Raw genomic sequence first — 17,867 nt, forward strand, 5'->3', positions numbered from 1 at the left:
AATGATTGGTAACATCCTTTCTCCTCTTTTAGGTTAGTTCTCCTCGCTCCTCGTTCATTTTTTTGTCCATTACAATTGTGAGGCTGTGTCAAAATAGGCGCAGCCTCTTTTCATAATCTATTATAAAACAAAGAGGCTGCGCCGTAAAACAGAATTACGACACAGCCTCACTGTTTTTTTGAGCTGATAGCTTATCCGAGGATTGCAATAACCTCAATTTCGACGAGCACCTGCTTGGGGAGTTCGCGGACTGCCACAGCCGAGCGGGCGGGGAATGGCTCGGTGAAGTTCTGGGCATATACTTCGTTCATTTCGCCGAAAAGGCTCATGTCGGCAAGGAAAACTGTAGTCTTCACGACGTTCTCAATGCTTGCACCTGCTGCGGCGAGAATAGCCTTGACGTTTGCAAGAGACTGGGCGGTCTGAGCCTTGATGCCTTCAGGGATTGTACCAGTAGCAGGGTCAACAGGTATCTGTCCTGAACAGTAGAGCATATTTCCTACTTTGATTGCCTGGCTGTAAGGGCCGATTGCGCCGGGAGCGGCGTTGGTTGAAATTACTTCTTTCATGATAAGACGTATGTTAATGATTTATTAAGAATGAGGAGGGTATGACCTGTAGGATGACGGATTGTGCATCCTGTTGTTTCATTTGTTCTTGCTGTCCTGTCTGCTGACGAGAGGGAGATGTATCTCGGACAAAAGTACTGATGAAGCTTTCTGTCGGAAGTCAATGTCGAGTTTGTCGCAGAGATCAAGCAATGGTTTGAAGTCGGTGTCAAATGTCGGGAGGAATGAATCCTCACCATGATTAGAAAGCACTTCCATGACATGCCCAAGCGTGTAGTGCTCAGGGCTCGTCGATGGCACTAATGGAGCATCGGTTAGAGGATCTTCTCCGTTTTTCGGCCCAAGTTTTGAGATGAGATTACAGTCGAGGAGGAAATTTACGACTTTGGCTGTCAGCCGAGGCGGGATGGCAAACCGCGTTGAGATTCCTGCAATGTTTAGAGGGGCTTCATCATTTTTGAACCGTTTGATTATTATCGTAAGTACGGCAAGGGTGACCTTGCGTCTGTATGCGCCGGAGATTTTGTTGGTCTGACGTTCAAATGAAAACAGGAATATATCCTGAGAAGAGCGACAGATGAGCGCTCCGGCGAGTGTTATGAGCCATGAAAATTGCATCCATATCAACATTAATGGCAGGAAAGAGAAACTACCGTAGATTGCATTGTATTTTGCAACGTAAATCTGACCCGTAAGGAAAAGCCATTGAAGCACCTGAAAGGCAATGCCCGCGATTGTACCGGTAATGAGTGCATTGCGGAAGTTGACTTTCGTGTTCGGAATTAGCATGTAGGCTCCGGCAAAGAACAGACATCCGAGAAGTACTGATACAAGGTCAAGGATGTCGCCGACAACAGGACCGATGAAATCAAATGGCAGGAGTTTCTGGATAGTGGTAGACATCAGGATGCGTAGGCCACCCGAACAAATCATAAGCACAGGGAGTATGATGCAGATAGCGAGATAGTCGGTGACTTTGCGTGCGAACGGACGGTCGACCTTTACCCCCCAGATGTTGTTGAATGAATTTTCGACGGAATCAAGGAGTGATATGAGTGTCCATAATAGGAAAACAATGCCGACCCCGACAAATATCCCTTCAGAAGCTTGTGCGAGACAGGAGTCTACGAAAGAGAATGCCATTTCCAATGCGCGGTGTTGCGATGGAAAATACTGGTAGAGTTGTGTCTGGAGGAGATTCTGAAACCCGAAGCCCCTTCCGATTGCAAAAAGCAATGCCAGCGCCGGGACTACGGCGAGCATTGTGCGATAGGTGAGGGCGCATGCCGATGACTGAAGGTCGCTGTCCATGAATGAACGCACGGTGAGATTGAGGGTCTTGACGATGTTGACTTTTGCAGTGTCGCGCTGGTCTTCCCATACTCCTTCGGCACAATACTCCCATATGGAGATTGCGCGGATTTTAGTGCGTTCGATCCAAGAGGCGAATTTGCCGGGTTTCTTTTCTTCAGTCATGACAGGAAAGGATTAGGGTTATTGTTCGTTGTCCTTCTCAACAAATGTGCGCGCTGCCTGATTTCTTGCAATCTCAACAGCGCGGCTCAGACGCTCTTTTTCAAGTGTCGCTACTTTGAAGCGTCGGAGGGTGGTCGCATAATCATAGAGCAGGGCTATTTCATTAGCTTGTTTTTCAGGCAGAGGCATGGAATAGGTGGTTGATCCGACAAATGTAAGAGTCATCGGTTGTCCGGCATGAGTGCTGACAAATTTGCCGAGACTGTCACATTCGACTCCCATAAATGTAATGACTTCTGCTCCCATCGACCGGTCATTACGCTCGCCGTCATGTGCGACTGTCGATGTCGCGGCCTTTTCTCCTCCGGCGCTCACTTCAACCGAAGTGCTTTTCACACTTTTGGCTTTGAGCGACGACATGATGTAGAAATCTCCATCAGGACTTACACGCGCCTGAAGGCCATTTGTACCGAAAAATTTTGATGGTTCTGTAGTTGCAGCCACATAGTAGCCTTCGATAGGATTTTTGACGAACTTCATTAACCGCTGGAGTGAATCGCCTCTGACGGCAAGTACTGCAGACAACGAATCGGCTTGCTGCAGACGTTGTACAGTCAGACCTTCGGTTGCCCGGGTTGACAGATGGAGTGCTTCACGACGCACGTCAATTTCCTTGGGATATGTGTTTTTGATTGAATCAGTGAGGGCAATTGCGGTCTCATAGTTCTTGGAATCGTATGCTCTTTGGGCCTGTTCGAGCAACTCGGTGGCCTTCTGGGTGTCACCATTCCCTCCGCAGGAGCATGCGATTGCAATCCCCGCGATAGCGGAGAGTCTGAGAATTCCGTTTTTATTAGTTACTACGTTCAACATCTTTTACGCCTTTTACGGTTTTGATTTTCTTTATAAGGTTGTTTAGTGAGGAAGTGTCGCTGATACCTACGACAATGAATCCGGAGAAGATGCCGTCGGAAGAGTCGATTGTTATATTTCTCAGTGTGACATCTTTCTCCTTGTTAATAATAGAGGTTATGTTGGTGACGATTTCGATATCGTCATTTCCGACTATGCGGAGCGTGGCGGCAAAGCGGCTGCCGACTTTTCCTGACCAGCGGGTGCGGATGACACGGTAGGGGTATTTGTAACGTATGTGTTCGGCATTCGGACAGTCATGGCGGTGGATTTTGATTACGCCTTCGGCTGATACAAAACCGAACACATCGTCACCGAAAATCGGGTTGCAACATTTTGAAAGCTTGTAGTTGATACCTTTTATGTTATCGCCGATAATCAGAATGTCGTCGGACAGATTGTTGGCACGCTCGTTGTTTTCAAGAAGCTCGAATTCTTCCGCGCTGCGACGTTCGGTTTCCGCGCGTTTGTCGGCATTCTCGATGAGTTCGTATTGGGTGATGACATCGTTGACATCAATGACTTCGTCGCCGATTGCCTTATAGAAGTCCGTGACCGTGCGGTAGCCCATTTTCTTGATGGTGCGCATCAGTGTGCCTTCTTCAAGTTCGACTTTGCGGTTTTTGCATCGACGCTGCAGAAGTTCCTTGCCGAGTTCGGCAGAACGGTTTGCCCGCTCGTTGATTGTCTGGCGTATCTTGTTACGGGCCTTGGATGTCACGACAAATGATAGCCAGTCCTGCTTGGGGACTTGGCCGGGAGCTGTGGTGATTTCGACCGTGTCGCCGGAATGCAGTTTATAGTTGAGTTTGCGGTTACGTCCGTTGACCTTGCCCCCGACGCATGTGCAGCCGAGTTTGGAATGGATGTTGAACGCAAAATCAAGCACAGTCGCACCAAGAGGAAGCCGGTAGAGGTCGCCACGCGGAGTAAAGACGAAGACTTCTTTGTCGTAAAGGTCCATCTTGAAATTTTTCATCAACTCCATCGGGCCGTCGGCCGTCTCAAGGATGTCGCGGATATTGTTCATCCACGTGTCAAGGTCGCCTTCGCTTTTAATCCCCTTATATTTCCAGTGTGCTGCAAGTCCCTTTTCAGCCACGAGATCCATGCGTTTGGTGCGGATTTGTACTTCCACCCATTTGTTGTCAGGGCCTTTGACCGTCGTATGAAGCGATTCGTAGCCGTTGCTTTTGGGAATGGACAGCCAGTCCTTCATTCGCGCGGGATTTGGTGTATACATGTCGGCGACAATCGAGTAGACGTTCCAGCAGTCGGCTTTCTCTCTTTCCAGCGGAACATCGAGAATTACGCGGATGGCAAAAAGGTCATATATGCCGGATAGCTCCACCTGCTGTTTGCGCAGTTTGTTCCAGATTGAATAAATAGACTTGGTTCGTCCCTTGATTTCATACTTCAAGCCTGTCGCGTCAAGTTTTTCTTTAAGCGGGGCAATGAAATTGGCTATATAGGCATCACGTGCCACCTTTGTTTCGTTTAGCTCGCGTGCGATTTTAGTATACGTCTCACGTGCGCTGTACTTGAGCGACATGTCTTCAAGTTCGCTCTTGATTTTATAGAGACCGAGCCTGTGGGCAAGAGGCGCATAGAGATAATTTGCTTCAAAAGCCGTGTCGGTGACAAATTTTTCGTCCGAGTGATGGTTGATTGCCCGCATTAGGGTCAGGCGCTCGACAATCATTATTATGATAACGCGGATATCTTCGGCGAAGGTCATTAGCAGACGGCGGAAATTATCGGTCTTGACCACACCTTGTTTTCCATAAAGCGTGGAGACTTTCCGCAATCCGTTGACCATGCGCTCGACATCTTCGTCCCAGAGCGAACGTACGTTTTCAAGCGATAGTGCTTCATCGACACACAGTCCGTAGACGAGTGTGGCGATAATCATATTGCGGTCAGGCGACACCATGTCACATAAAGCTATAGATGTCTCCAAAGTGTGTGCCACTTTGTTTAGCCCGTGGCGATCCATGACGGACCGCCCGTCGGCATAGGCATTTTTGATGGCCTTTTTGACGATGGTAAAATCGTCGGCCTTGGCTACGTCTGAGCTTTCAACGAGCAACCGACGTACAAGATTCCTTATATATGCCCTCTCATCGGAGGGACGGGGCGTTTTTTCCATTCTGATTAAGAAGTGTGCAAGAGTGGTGAGAAAGAGGAGGCTGATTTCCAGCCCGGAGAAAGTATATTATTAAAACCCCGGTTTATGCCGATGTCAGCCGGACAATCAGTCTCTTCGGTAGATACATGCGCCGACAGAGTTCAGACGTGTGTCGATTGCCTGATACCCACGGTCAATCTGATCGATATTGTCAATCGTAGATACACCTTTGGCGCTCATCGCTGCGAGAAGCATTGCGATGCCGGCACGGATGTCGGGCGAGTGCATCTTGTTTGCGCGAAGAGGAATTTTATGGTCCAGACCAATGACCACGGCACGATGCGGGTCGCATAACATTATCTGAGCTCCCATGTCTATGAGTCGGTCGACAAAAAAGAGTCGGCTTTCAAACATCTTCTGATGTATGAGCACACTGCCTTTACATTGGGTGGCGGTGACAAGCATGACTGACAAAAGGTCGGGTGTAAGTCCGGGCCAAGGCGCATCGGCGATGGTTGGAATCGAGCCGTCAAGGTTGGTCTCGATCTCGTAGTGTTCCTGAGATGGGATATAGATGTCGTCTCCACGTCGTTCGATATTGATGCCGAGGCGACGGAACGAATCAGGGATGATGCCAAGATTATCGTAGCTGACATCCTTTATGGTAAGTTCGCTTCGGGTGATTGCAGCCATACCGATGAAACTGCCTACTTCAATCATGTCAGGCAGAATAGTGTGTCCGGCACCTGCAAGTTTTTCCACTCCTGTTATGCGTAGCAGGTTAGAGCCGATGCCTTCGATTGAAGCGCCCATGCCTACGAGCATTTTACACAGTTGCTGGATATATGGTTCGCAGGCCGCGTTGTAGATTGTTGTAGTTCCCTCGGCAAGTGTGGCTGCCATGATTATGTTGGCTGTGCCTGTCACAGATGCTTCATCAAGAAGCATATAGCATCCCTTGAGACCGTTGACAGTCACAAGATAGTAAGCCTGACGTTCTTCGTTATATGCAATCATTGCTCCGAGTTTCGACAGGCCGGTGATATGTGTGTCGACTTTCCGTCGTCCGATCTTGTCACCTCCCGGTTTTGCGAAATAAGCTTGTCCCAAACGAGCAAGCAGCGGCCCTACGACAAGAACCGATCCTCGGAGCGAAGCACATCGCGACACAAAATCAGCACTTGAAATATATTCTTCGTCAAGGTCGTCGGCTTGGAATCTGTATGTGTCATCGCTCAGTTTATCAACCTTTACCCTCATGGCTTTAAGAAGGTTGATAAGGTTGACCACATCAAGAATATTGGGCACATTGTGGATGGTGACCGGCTCTGAAGTTAGAAGAGTTGCGCAGATAACTTCAAGCGCTTCGTTTTTGGCTCCTTGAGGTCTGATGCTTCCGCTCAGCCTATGGCCGCCCTCAATAATGTAAGTGCTCATGTCGGGAGTGATGTAATTAATAATTGAAACGTAGATATATTCTAAATGCCTGAATGGCCATTTGTGTTCACGGGCCGCCTTCAGATATGTTCGACTTCGGGTGAGAGTTTTATGCCGAACTTATCACGCACAGAGTCGATTATTTTCTTTTCAAGGGCGATGACTTCGCATGGCGATGCCTTACGCTCAGGATTGACTATCACGAGGGGCTGAAGATGCCATACAGCCACATTCCCTTCGCTGTATCCTTTCCATCCACATTGGTCAATCAGCCATGCGGCAGGGATCTTGTAGCCGCTATCGACACGGAAATGAGGAACATCCGGGCCTGATTCTCCGGCTACGATGGCATTGAAGCATTCTTCACTTACAACAGGGTTTTTGAAAAAGCTTCCTGCACTTGGGACAGTTGCCGGATCCGGAAGTTTGGATGACCGGGTTGCGATTACTGCGTGGCGGACATCATTGGGAGATAGAGATGACAGTTCACATCCTTCAAATTTTTTCTGCAATGCAGGATAGGAGAGGTTCGGACCGGCGTCCGGCGACAGTTCATAGTCGACTGCATGGATGATGTAGCGCTTTCTGGCATCAGGCTTCTTGAAAATAGAGTCACGATAGGCATATCTGCACTCTTCTTTCGTAAAGGTGACAAACTCTTGTTCGACTTCATCATAAGCGTGGACGGCTACGATGGCATCGCATGCCTCTGTGCCGTATGCCCCGACATTCTGCACTGCCGATGCTCCGACTTCACCCGGAATACCAGAGAGGTTTTCAATGCCCCACAATTCACGGTCGCAAGCCCATTTGACAAGATCTTCCATTATCTCGCCTGCGCCAGCCCTGACAATCACGTTACCCATGTTTTCTCCAAGAATCTGTATGCCTTTTATGGCACTGTGCAGTACCACTCCGGGATAATCATCAGTGAATAGGATGTTGCTCCCGGCACCGATGTGCATCTTTCCGATGTCTTTACGGATTGATGAAAGAAGAAAAGGAATATCATCGGCTTTGGTGTATTCCATGAATATCCCGCACTTCACATTCATTGCAAATGTGTTGCGGGCAGAAAGGTCGTAATTGTCAATTGTCGTAATCATTTTCGGAGCGGGTTGGCTGCAACGGGCAAACATTGCGCCCGGATGCGATTTCTTCCACAAATTTATGAAATTTTCATCAGTCTCAGTTATAAAACAGAAATATTTTTTCAATGAAAGAACGTGTCCGTTCGGAATAAAAGCGTTAATTTTGATGCTGGAAAATTAGAAAATAATTTAACTGTAATCTAAAAAATATGGTCAAACATATAGTATGCTTCAAGTTAAAAGGTGATGCAGATGTGCGTCGCGAAGTCGCCGAGCGGTTCAAGCGTGCTCTTCTTGAGCTGCCGTCGCAGATTGATGTTCTTCAATCAATGGAAGTGGGAATCAATGAAAACTCCGCCGAAGACTGGGATGTGGTTCTGACGGCTGTAGTTCCTGAAATGGAGGATGTGGCTGTGTATGCCAATCATCCGGCTCATCTGGCCGCAGCGGCGATTGTCGGGCCTCATAAGGAAGCTCGCGCTTGCGTGGACTATTATTTCGCCTGAAAAAACGGCAACATTCGGATGACTGTAGTCTTTGATCTTGATGATACCCTGTATGCCGAAATGGAATTTGTCAGATCGGCATACAGAGCTATCGCCCGGCGCTATGGATTGCATTTGCTTGACCCTATGATGCGTGCTTCCTCGCCACGTGAGGCTTTTGATTCTACCGGGCTGCCGATTGCCGATCAGCTCAAAGTCTACAGAGAACATTTCCCTGACATACGTTTGCCGTGGCTGTCGCTGTATACATTGTCAATGCTTCGGAATCGGGGGCACAGGCTTGGCCTCGTTACCGACGGCCGAAGCGTCACGCAGCGTAACAAGATCAGGGCTCTCGGGCTGGAGCGTTTCATCGATCCTGAACTGATATTCATTTCGGAGGAAGTAGGTTCGGACAAACTCTCAGGACAGGCATTCGGGCGGATAATGGCATTGTGTGGAGAGAATGATAAATATGTTTATGTGGGCGATAATCCACATAAAGATTTTGTGGCAGGAAACCGCCTCGGATGGCTTACGGTGTGTCTGCTGGACGGAGCTTTTGGCGAAAATCTTTTTGATCAGAGCCTTGGTGGCTTGCCTATTGAAAATTTGCCAAGAAAAATTATTTGTGGATTGACGGAGTTGCTTGATTTTGATGGTTTTGCGAAATCGTAGCTGTTGAAAAGTTATCCAAAACGCAATTTTAACAGCTTAATAATGTGGATGTTATAATTTTGGTGCAAGCTTAAAGTTTTCCAAAAAGTAAAATTTTACCTTGAAATAATTCAACAAAAATATTGGATTATTGTTTTTATCTGTGTAACTTTGCCGTCGCATTTCAGACGATAAAAATGCAGAAAACAGAGTTCAAAAACATAACAATCTATATTTCAAGCCCCCTCACAAAAAACAAGCAATTATGATACTGACAGTGGTAAAGCGCGATGGCAGAATCGTCGGTTACAATGAAGAAAAAATCAAGGCTGCAATCCGCAAGGCTATGCTCACAACCGAAATGGGCGAGGATGAAGCTCTCATTGCGCGTATTACCGATCGTATAGGCATGACCGGCAGTGAACAGATGTCTGTTGAAGAAATTCAGGACAATGTCGAGCTTGAGCTCATGAATTCTCCGCGAAAGGAAGTCGCCAAACGTTACATCGCATATCGCGATCAGCGGTCGATAGCCCGCAGAGCCAAGACCCGCGACATGTTCCTTGAAATTATCGAGGCCAAAAGCAATGACATCACCCGTGAGAATGCCAATATGAACACGGATTCGCCCGCAGGTATGATGATGAAGTTTGCAAGCGAGACAACAAAACCGTTTGTTGACGATTATCTTCTTTCGGAGGAAGCCCGTGAAGCTGTCCAGAACGGTTATCTCCACATCCATGACAAGGATTACTATCCGACCAAGAGCCTTACGTGTGTCCAGCATCCTCTTGACAGAATTTTAAAATATGGATTTGTCGCAGGCCACGGTGAGTCGCGTCCGGCAAAGCGTATTGAAACTGCAAGTATCATAGGCTGTATATCGCTTGAAACCGCACAGAACGAAATGCACGGAGGACAGGCCATCCCGGCATTTGATTTTTATCTCGCACCTTTCGTCCGTTCATCATACATCGAGGAAATCAAGAAGCTTGAAGACCTCAACGGTGTGAATCTGTCGCATCTGCATGACGTAGAAATCGACGATTACCTGAAGAAACCGCTTGACGGTCTGCAGGGTGAGGCCCGTTGGCTTCAGCATGCTGTAAACCAGACAGTGAGCCGTGTGCATCAGGCTATGGAGGCTTTCATCCACAATATGAATACCATTCATTCGCGTGGTGGCAATCAGGTGGTATTCAGCTCTATAAATTATGGTACTGATACGTCGGCTGAAGGGCGTTGCATCATTCGCGAATTGCTAAACTCGACTTACGAAGGCGTAGGCAATGGTGCTACTGCGATTTTCCCGATTCAGATATGGAAGAAAAAGCGTGGCGTAAGCTATCTGCCTGAGGATCGTAACTATGATCTCTACCAGCTCGCATGTAAGGTCACTGCACGCAGATTCTTCCCGAATTTCGTGAATCTTGATGCTACTTTCAATCAGCATGAGAAATGGGATGCGAATGATCCTTTGCGATACAACTATGAAGTCGCTACTATGGGATGTCGCACGCGTGTGTTTGAGAACCGTTATGGCGAAAAAACTTCGATAGGCCGTGGCAACATCAGCTTCTCTACAATGAATATTGTGCGTATGGCTATCGAATGTATGGACGTCGAAGATAAAGAAGAGCGTATAGCATGCTTCTTCAAGAAACTTGATGAGGTGCTTGATATCACTGCGCGTCAGCTATGTGCACGTTATGACTTCCAGAAGACAGCTATGGTTAAGCAGTTCCCCTTGCTTATGTCACGTCTATGGAACGGGTCTGAGAAGCTCGGCCCGAATGATACGATTGAAAGTGTGATAAATCAGGGTACTCTCGGCATAGGTTTTATCGGTCTTGCCGAATGTCTTATCGCACTTGTCGGCAAGCATCATGGTGAAAGTGAAGAGGCTCAGCAACTCGGTCTGAAAATCGTGGAACACATGCGAGACCGCGCCAATGAGTACAGTGAGAAATATCAGCATAATTTCTCCGTACTTGCCACTCCTGCAGAGGGTCTGTCGGGAAAATTCACTTCGCGTGACCGAAAGACTTTTGGCGTGATTCCGGGAATTACTGATAAGATTTACTACACAAATTCAAATCATGTTCCTGTCTATTATCATTGCTCTCCTTGTCACAAGGCAAAAGTTGAAGCTCCATATCATGAGTTGACACGCGGAGGCCATATATTCTATGTGGAGGTCGATGGTGATGCCACCCACAACCCCAAGGCAATTTCCGATATTGTCGATTTGATGGACCGACATAATATCGGCTATGCTTCCGTCAACCATAACCGCAACCGCTGCATGGACTGCGGATATGAGGACGCGCAGGAGAATCTTGAAGAATGTCCGAATTGCCACAGTCACAACATCGACTGCCTCCAGCGTATAACCGGCTATCTTGTCGGTACGACTGACCGTTGGAACAATGCGAAGCTCGCCGAGCTTAAAGACCGCATCGTCCATAAGTGATAATGGTCGTTTTGTACTAAACGAAAAGTGTAAACAGTTTTATAGAAACAGTGTTAGGCTTCTCAAACGCTATGAGAATACTTGATATAGTTCCGGGGACGTCAGTTGACGGCCCCGGACTTCGTACATCCATATATTTTGCCGGATGTAGCCATCAGTGTCCCGGATGCCACAACCCACAGTCGTGGGACTTTGCCGGAGGCCGTGAAATGTCGATTGACGAAATTATGGATATAGTGGACGAAAACGGATTTGATGTGACACTGTCGGGTGGAGATCCGATGTATAATGCCGGAATGATATTGCCTCTTGCCAGAAAGATAAAAGAGTCGGGTAAGACCTTATGGTGCTATACGGGATTTCGATATGAAGCGGTCATGGAACATCCGGATATGCGTCGACTCCTTGATTACGTTGATGTGCTTGTCGATGGTCCGTTTGTGGAGACACTTCGCGACGTCCATCTGTTATTTCGTGGCTCGTCAAACCAACGTCTGGTAGACGTAAAAAAAAGCACTCCCGATTCGGTTGTCGAATGGGAGTGGTAGATTTATTCGTTTATTAATGATTTCAGGGCTTGCGTGTAGTTTCATTAGAAAGTACGTAGGCTCTTACTTTTTGAAACAGGTCGTTGGCAAATACGAATTCGTTGAGGGCTTCGTTGGAAGTCTGGTAGATCTCGTGCATATCGCCGACCCATTCGCGGTGTCCCTTGTTGAGGAAAATTATATTCTCGCCGATGCCAAGCACCGAGTTCATGTCATGGGTGTTTATTATCGTTGTGATATTATACTCATGTGTGATATCGCTGAGGAGTTCATCAATGAGTATTGAAGTCCTCGGATCGAGTCCGGAGTTTGGCTCGTCGCAAAAAAGATATTTCGGATTCAATGCGATGGCTCGGGCTATGGCCACTCGTTTTTGCATACCGCCCGAAATTTCAGAGGGATATTTTTTGTCGGCACCTTTCAGATTTACTCGTTCAAGGCAAAACTGCGCTCTGTCTTTGATTTCCCCATATGTCATGTTGGTGAACATGGTGAGGGGGAACATCACATTCCCAAGTACTGTCTCTGAGTCGAAAAGGGCTGATCCTTGAAACAGCATTCCGATTTCTTTGCGCAGTTCCTTCATCTGGTTCTGGTCCATCTTCAGAATGTCGCGGCCATCGTAGAGGATTTCCCCCTTTTCAGGACGCAGCAACCCTACGAGTGATTTGACAAGGACCGTCTTTCCTGAACCGCTCTGCCCGATAATCAGATTGGTCTTTCCTGTCTGGAAAGAGGCCGAGACATCGTGGAGGATGGTTTTGCCGTCAAAGGATTTCGTGATATTTCTAACTTCGATCATTGTAACAGGAGTTTTGTCAACACCACGTCGAGAAGAAGAATGAGAATGCTTGATGCGACAACTGCATTGGTAGACGCCTTGCCTACTTCAAGCGCCCCGCCTTTGACAAAGTAGCCGTAGAAGGCTGCGACGGAAGTGATGATGAATGAAAAAAACAATGATTTGATGAGTCCATACCATACATACCATTCCGAAAACATCGTCTGGAGTCCGTAGATGAATCTGTTAAGCGGGATGATAGCTGTAAAGACCGAGATCAATACGCCTCCGAGAAATGATGTGAAGATACAGAATACGACAAGAACCGGCATATAAATCAGAAAGCCGATGATTTTTGGGAGTACAAGGAAGTTGGCGGAGTTAACACCCATTATGTCGAGAGCGTCAATCTGCTCTGTGACACGCATTGTCCCGATTTCAGATGCGATATTAGAGCCGACTTTGCCGGCGAGAATAAGGCACAGGATGGAGTTGGAAAACTCCAGCAGGATGATTTCGCGTGTCGCAAGCCCTGTTGAGTAGGAGGGAACAAGCGGGGAGACGATGTTAAGCTGCATCTGTATGGTGATTACAGCTCCGATAAACAATGAAATGACTATTACAAGCGGTATTGAGTCGACACCGAGTTTGGTGATTTCAAAAAATGTACGCTTGAAGAAGGTCTTCCATTTATCAGGAATGGAGAAGACCTTGTTTATGAACAGGCAATATTTGCCGAATGTAGTCAGTGAGTCGGATATAAGCATACCGATGGTTATATGAAGTATTGATTCCTCTGACAAAATTAACCATTTCTTGCCAAAAGAAGTTCAAAAGTTGGCCATTTGGCCAACTTTTTGGTAATATCAGATAGCCTGCCGGCTATTTTGGGAATTCTTACGGTTAGGCGAGGGCTTTGATAAGCTCCTCGACGCTCATTCGGTTCTGTTCGCCGGATGTCATGTTTTTAAGTGTCACATATCCGTCAGCAAGTTCACTTTCTCCAATAATTGCAACGAAAGGAATTCCGAGCGCGTCGGCACGTCCCATCTGTTTTTTCATCTTGGCATTGTCAGGATAGATTTCCGCTGAAATGCCGTTGGCACGTAGTTGTTTGATAATTTCGAGAGATTTGGCGGCTTCTGCCGGCCCGAAATTGGTGAACATCACTTTTGCCGCACCTGCGATATCCTCGGGATAAAGATTGAGCGTGTTGAGAACATCATAAATTCGGTCTGCGCCGAATGAAATGCCGACACCTGATACACCCGGGAGTCCGAACACGCCTGTGAGGTTGTCGTAGCGTCCGCCGCCGGTGATACTTCCGATTTCCACGTCGCGTGCTTTCACTTCTATGATTGTTCCGGTGTAGTAGTTCAGACCTCGTGCAAGGCACACGTCAAGTTCAAGCTCTGAGCGAAGGCCGAGTGTTTTTGAACCCTCCATTACTTCGCGCAGTTCAGCGACGCCTTTGAGACCGGTCTCGCTGTCGGCAAGAAGCTGTGACAGTTGTGAGAGGCGTTCTTCATTTGTCCCTGAGAGTGTGATGATAGGAGTTATGCGGTCGATGGCTTCTGCGCTGAGGCCTCGTTCCGAAAGTTCTGCCTTCACGTTTTCAAGACCGATTTTGTCTATCTTGTCAATTGCGACCGTGATGTCGACTATTTTCTCCGGCTCGCCTACAAGTTCTGCGATTCCGGCAAGCACCTTTCGGTTGTTGAGCTTGATGGTGGTGCGGATGCCGAGACGGGCAAAAACTTCGTCGATCATCTGTATCAGTTCGATTTCATTCAGAAGTGAATCCGAACCCACGACATCGGCGTCACACTGGTAAAACTCACGGTAGCGTCCCTTCTGCGGGCGGTCAGCTCGCCAGACCGGCTGAATTTGAAAGCGCTTGAAGGGAAAAGAGAGGTCGTTGCGGTGCATGACGACAAAACGTGCGAATGGCACTGTGAGGTCATATCGGAGACCTTTTTCACAAAGTTTCGGCGCAAGTTTCGGACAATCGCCCGATGCGATCAGTCCGGGGTCTACTCCGCGTAGGAAATCTCCTGAATTCAGAATCTTAAACAGGAGCTTGTCGCCCTCTTCGCCATATTTACCCATGAGGGTCGATAGATTTTCCATTGCAGGAGTCTCTATCTGCTGGAATCCGAACAGATGGAACACACTTCTGATTGTATCGAAAATATAGTTGCGGCGAGCCATCTCGGCCGGAGTAAAGTCACGTGTACCTTTGGGTATTGAGGGTTTCTGAGCCATAATTTAGAATTATGAATTAGGATTATAAATGTTAGCCTAAAAATTTTTGCAAAGATAGCGAAATTTAGTAAATTTGCGAAAATTTAATGCGTAATCATACTTAACCAATGAAATACATCGGGGCTCATGTCTCGGTGGAGCAAGGTGTCAGCCGTGCTCCACTCAATGCACATCTTATCGGAGCAAAATCCTTTGCGCTTTTTACACGCAATCCATCCAGATGGACTTCCAAGGCTATTTCAGTCAAGGAAGCCGAAGCTTTTAAGGAGAATTGTGCCCGGTTTGGCTACACTCCGGATGTCATACTTCCCCATGACAGTTTCTTGATCAATCTTGGCTCTCCGAACAGCGAAAAACTTGCAAAGTCGCGCGTGGCATTTCTTGACGAAATGCGTCGGTGCGAGCAGCTTGGACTGGCTATGCTTAATTTCCATCCGGGGTCTCATTTGCGTGAAATTGATACGGATGCTTGTCTTGATCTGATTGCAGAATCGCTCAATCGCATACTTGACGAGACTTCAGGAGTGAAGGCGGTGATTGAAAATACTGCGGGACAGGGAAGCAATCTCGGATATACATTCGAGCAGATTGCCCATATAATCGACAAGGTTGAAGACAAGACTCGTGTCGGGGTCTGTATAGATACTTGTCATGCCTATACAGCTGGTTATGACCTTGTTGACGAAGAGTCTTATACCCGCACTTGGAATGATTTTGACAGGATTATCGGTATGGAATATCTCTGTGGAATGCACTTGAACGATACGATTAAGAAATTAGGCTCAAAAGTCGACAGACACGCTCCTATTCTTACCGGCAACCTTAACGAATGGTTCTGGCATCGCCTGATGAACGATTCGCGCATGGATAACATCCCTCTGATACTTGAAACTCCAAATGAAGATATTTGGATCCATGAAATAAAACAGCTTTATGCCATGATAGACGAATGATTGCCTGACTTACTATAAGGTTAAGACATAATAGTTAAAAATATTCAATAACAGATTATATCAATTACTTACAGACTTATTAATTATGGTGAAAAATAAACCAGATCAAAGTTTTATGAAACTCTGGAATCTGAGTTTCGGCTTTTTCGGCGTGCAGATTGCCTATGCGTTGCAAAGCGCCAATATATCGCGTATTTTTGCGACTCTCGGAGCAGACCCTCATTCGCTTAGCTTCTTCTGGATTCTCCCACCTCTGATGGGAATTCTTGTGCAGCCGCTTGTCGGGGCTGCGAGTGACCGCACATGGAATCGACTTGGACGACGCTTGCCTTACCTGCTTCTCGGAGCTGCCGTGGCGGTCGTTGTGATGTGTCTGCTTCCAAATGCCGGTAGTTTCGGCTTGTCAGTCGGTGGAGCGATGATTTTTGGCTTTATCGCACTTATGTTTCTCGATACATCCATCAATATGGCAATGCAGTCGTTCAAGATGCTTGTCGGTGATCAGGTCAACGAGCGTCAGAAGGGCCTTGCGTATTCTATTCAGAGCTTCCTTTGCAACGCCGGCAGCCTTGTCGGTTATCTTGCCCCGATTACATTGACTGCTATCGGCGTGAGCAATCTCGCTCCGATAGGTCAAGTGCCCGATGCGGTGACCTATTCATTTTATATTGGTGCGGCCGTGCTTATCCTGTGTGTAATCTACAGTTTCGCTACCATACGTGAAATGCCTCCAAAGGAATATGCTGAATATCACGGTATCACCGAGTCGCAGAAAGAAGAAAAAAGCGGCATGCTTTACCTTCTGCGTCATGCTCCGAAAACATTTTGGACAGTTGGTCTCGTTCAGTTCTTCTGCTGGGCAGCCTTCCTCTATATGTGGACTTACACTCCCGGTGCGATTGCCGATACTGTATGGGGTACAACTGATACTGAGACTGAAGCATATCAGACAGCCGGCAACTGGGTTGGCGTGTTGTTTGCCGTGCAGGCCGTTGGTTCTGTGCTCTGGGCTATTGTAATCCCGCGTTTCAAGAACCATAAAGTGATTTATGCACTTAGTCTGCTTCTCGGTGCTGTCGGTTTTATCTCGACATTGTTCATTACCGATAAATTTGTGCTTTTCATCTCGTTCCTCCTTGTAGGTTGTGCATGGGCTGCTATGCTTGCTCTTCCTTTCACTATTCTGACCAATTCTATTTCCGGCAAGAATATGGGTACTTATCTTGGCCTTTTCAATGGCACAATCTGTGTGCCTCAGATTTGCGCTGCGGCTTTAGGCGGAGTGATTCTTTCACTCCTCGGTGGCCGTCAGATCAGCATGCTTGTGCTGGCAGGAATATTCCTTGTTTTAGGTGCGATATGCGTGTCATTTGTAAAGGAAACTTACCCTGAAGTTCAGGATGAAACTGTAATGGAATAAGAGATATACACAATAAAAGGCAGAAAACCCATGCCGTCACAGAACTCATGACGGCATGGGTTTTCTGCCTTTTATTGTGCTTGAATTATTTTGCCTTGACCAACCTATGGCGCAAGAATGTGAGTATAAGCCCGCGAGACAAGAGGTAAGCAAGAAAAGCGACCCACAGCCCATGATTGCCAAGAGTCCCGAAAAGTGTTGAATAAAGGGCGAAATATACGAGCGTTGCGATAGCGATAGAAATCAGCATTTCGCGTGTGCGTGTAGCTCCAATGAAAATGCCGTCCCATGTGAATGCAGCAAATCCTACTGCCGGAATAGCGATTACCCATGCGAAAAATTCTTTTGACGACGATATGACATCCTTGTCATCACTCAGAAGGGTCATAATCCATTCTCCGGCAACAGCATACAGGACTGTAAATATAATAACCATTATGGCGCTCCATCGAAACAGAGCTTTAATTGTGCTGTTTAGCTCGTATATGTCTTGTTTCCCGATAGAATTACCGCATAAAGACTCTCCGGCAAATGCAAATCCATCCATGAAATAGGAGAACAATATAAAGAATTGCATGAGCAGAGTATTGACGGCAAGTATGACAGTCCCTTGTGTAGAGCCTACTCGTGTGAACCATACGGTTACAACAATCAGACACAAGGTGCGGAACA

The 17,867-nt window shown here is 47.2% G+C and carries 16 protein-coding genes; 6 read left to right on the plus strand and 10 right to left on the minus strand.

The features are described from left to right. Positions 1-191 precede the first annotated feature (191 nt). The 6 genes from E7747_RS12700 to murB all read right to left on the minus strand — a co-directional run bounded on the left by E7747_RS12700 (position 192) and on the right by murB (position 7,628). Entirely contained in the window at positions 192-569 is a 378-nt protein-coding gene (locus tag E7747_RS12700; RefSeq protein WP_123614681.1) for a RidA family protein, read from the minus strand. A 78-nt stretch (positions 570-647) separates the two neighbouring features. Then, positions 648-2,045: a YihY/virulence factor BrkB family protein gene (locus E7747_RS12705; RefSeq protein ID WP_136416365.1), complete on the minus strand. Its 1,398-nt coding sequence runs from the start codon at positions 2,043-2,045 to the stop codon at positions 648-650. 18 nt (positions 2,046-2,063) lie between these two features. Continuing rightward, complete coding sequence (locus E7747_RS12710) at positions 2,064-2,918, minus strand: outer membrane protein assembly factor BamD (protein ID WP_123614683.1); 855 nt, start codon at positions 2,916-2,918, stop codon at positions 2,064-2,066. Then, positions 2,899-5,106, minus strand: coding sequence for a RelA/SpoT family protein (locus E7747_RS12715; protein ID WP_136416367.1), 2,208 nt, complete (start codon positions 5,104-5,106; stop codon positions 2,899-2,901). The genes E7747_RS12710 and E7747_RS12715 overlap by 20 nt, the downstream gene beginning before the upstream one ends. Positions 5,107-5,211: 105 nt before the next feature. Beyond that, complete coding sequence (gene murA / locus E7747_RS12720; protein WP_123614685.1) at positions 5,212-6,522, minus strand: UDP-N-acetylglucosamine 1-carboxyvinyltransferase; 1,311 nt, start codon at positions 6,520-6,522, stop codon at positions 5,212-5,214. A gap of 80 nt (positions 6,523-6,602) precedes the next feature. After that, positions 6,603-7,628: a UDP-N-acetylmuramate dehydrogenase gene (gene murB / locus E7747_RS12725; protein WP_168185343.1), complete on the minus strand. Its 1,026-nt coding sequence runs from the start codon at positions 7,626-7,628 to the stop codon at positions 6,603-6,605. A gap of 194 nt (positions 7,629-7,822) precedes the next feature. On the opposite strand from murB, the gene E7747_RS12730 reads away from it, so the two are divergent. The 4 genes from E7747_RS12730 (at position 7,823) to nrdG (ending at position 11,776) form a co-directional block, all read left to right on the plus strand. After that, positions 7,823-8,119 (plus strand): Dabb family protein, encoded by a 297-nt coding sequence (locus E7747_RS12730; RefSeq protein ID WP_123614687.1) that lies wholly within the window; start codon positions 7,823-7,825, stop codon positions 8,117-8,119. A gap of 18 nt (positions 8,120-8,137) precedes the next feature. Then, positions 8,138-8,776, plus strand: a complete 639-nt coding sequence (locus E7747_RS12735; RefSeq protein WP_136416371.1) for an HAD family hydrolase — start codon at positions 8,138-8,140, stop codon at positions 8,774-8,776. A gap of 244 nt (positions 8,777-9,020) precedes the next feature. Further along, positions 9,021-11,228: an anaerobic ribonucleoside triphosphate reductase gene (locus E7747_RS12740; protein WP_123614689.1), complete on the plus strand. Its 2,208-nt coding sequence runs from the start codon at positions 9,021-9,023 to the stop codon at positions 11,226-11,228. A gap of 71 nt (positions 11,229-11,299) precedes the next feature. Then, on the plus strand, positions 11,300-11,776 hold the full coding sequence (gene nrdG, locus E7747_RS12745) for an anaerobic ribonucleoside-triphosphate reductase activating protein (RefSeq protein ID WP_136416373.1): 477 nt from the start codon (positions 11,300-11,302) through the stop codon (positions 11,774-11,776). A 22-nt stretch (positions 11,777-11,798) separates the two neighbouring features. On the opposite strand, the gene E7747_RS12750 is transcribed toward nrdG, so the two are convergent. From E7747_RS12750 to hisS, 3 genes are all read right to left on the minus strand, one after another. After that, positions 11,799-12,578, minus strand: a complete 780-nt coding sequence (locus tag E7747_RS12750) for an ABC transporter ATP-binding protein (protein WP_123614691.1) — start codon at positions 12,576-12,578, stop codon at positions 11,799-11,801. Beyond that, positions 12,575-13,324, minus strand: a complete 750-nt coding sequence (locus E7747_RS12755; protein WP_123614692.1) for an MlaE family ABC transporter permease — start codon at positions 13,322-13,324, stop codon at positions 12,575-12,577. The genes E7747_RS12750 and E7747_RS12755 overlap by 4 nt, the downstream gene beginning before the upstream one ends. A gap of 136 nt (positions 13,325-13,460) precedes the next feature. After that, positions 13,461-14,822 (minus strand): histidine--tRNA ligase, encoded by a 1,362-nt coding sequence (hisS, locus tag E7747_RS12760; protein ID WP_136416375.1) that lies wholly within the window; start codon positions 14,820-14,822, stop codon positions 13,461-13,463. A gap of 107 nt (positions 14,823-14,929) precedes the next feature. Between hisS and nfo the strand changes: the two genes are divergently transcribed. Beyond that, entirely contained in the window at positions 14,930-15,775 is an 846-nt protein-coding gene (nfo, locus tag E7747_RS12765; RefSeq protein ID WP_136416377.1) for a deoxyribonuclease IV, read from the plus strand. Positions 15,776-15,863: 88 nt separating this feature from the next. Beyond that, positions 15,864-17,195: an SLC45 family MFS transporter gene (locus E7747_RS12770; protein WP_136417120.1), complete on the plus strand. Its 1,332-nt coding sequence runs from the start codon at positions 15,864-15,866 to the stop codon at positions 17,193-17,195. A gap of 85 nt (positions 17,196-17,280) precedes the next feature. Here E7747_RS12770 and E7747_RS12775 read toward each other — a convergent pair whose 3' ends face one another. Further along, a complete protein-coding gene (locus E7747_RS12775) occupies positions 17,281-17,856 on the minus strand; it encodes an MATE family efflux transporter (RefSeq protein ID WP_168185344.1) in 576 nt (191 codons plus the stop codon). Positions 17,857-17,867: the final 11 nt, after the last annotated feature.

Source organism: Duncaniella dubosii (assembly GCF_004803915.1).
GTDB lineage: Bacteria > Bacteroidota > Bacteroidia > Bacteroidales > Muribaculaceae > Duncaniella > Duncaniella dubosii.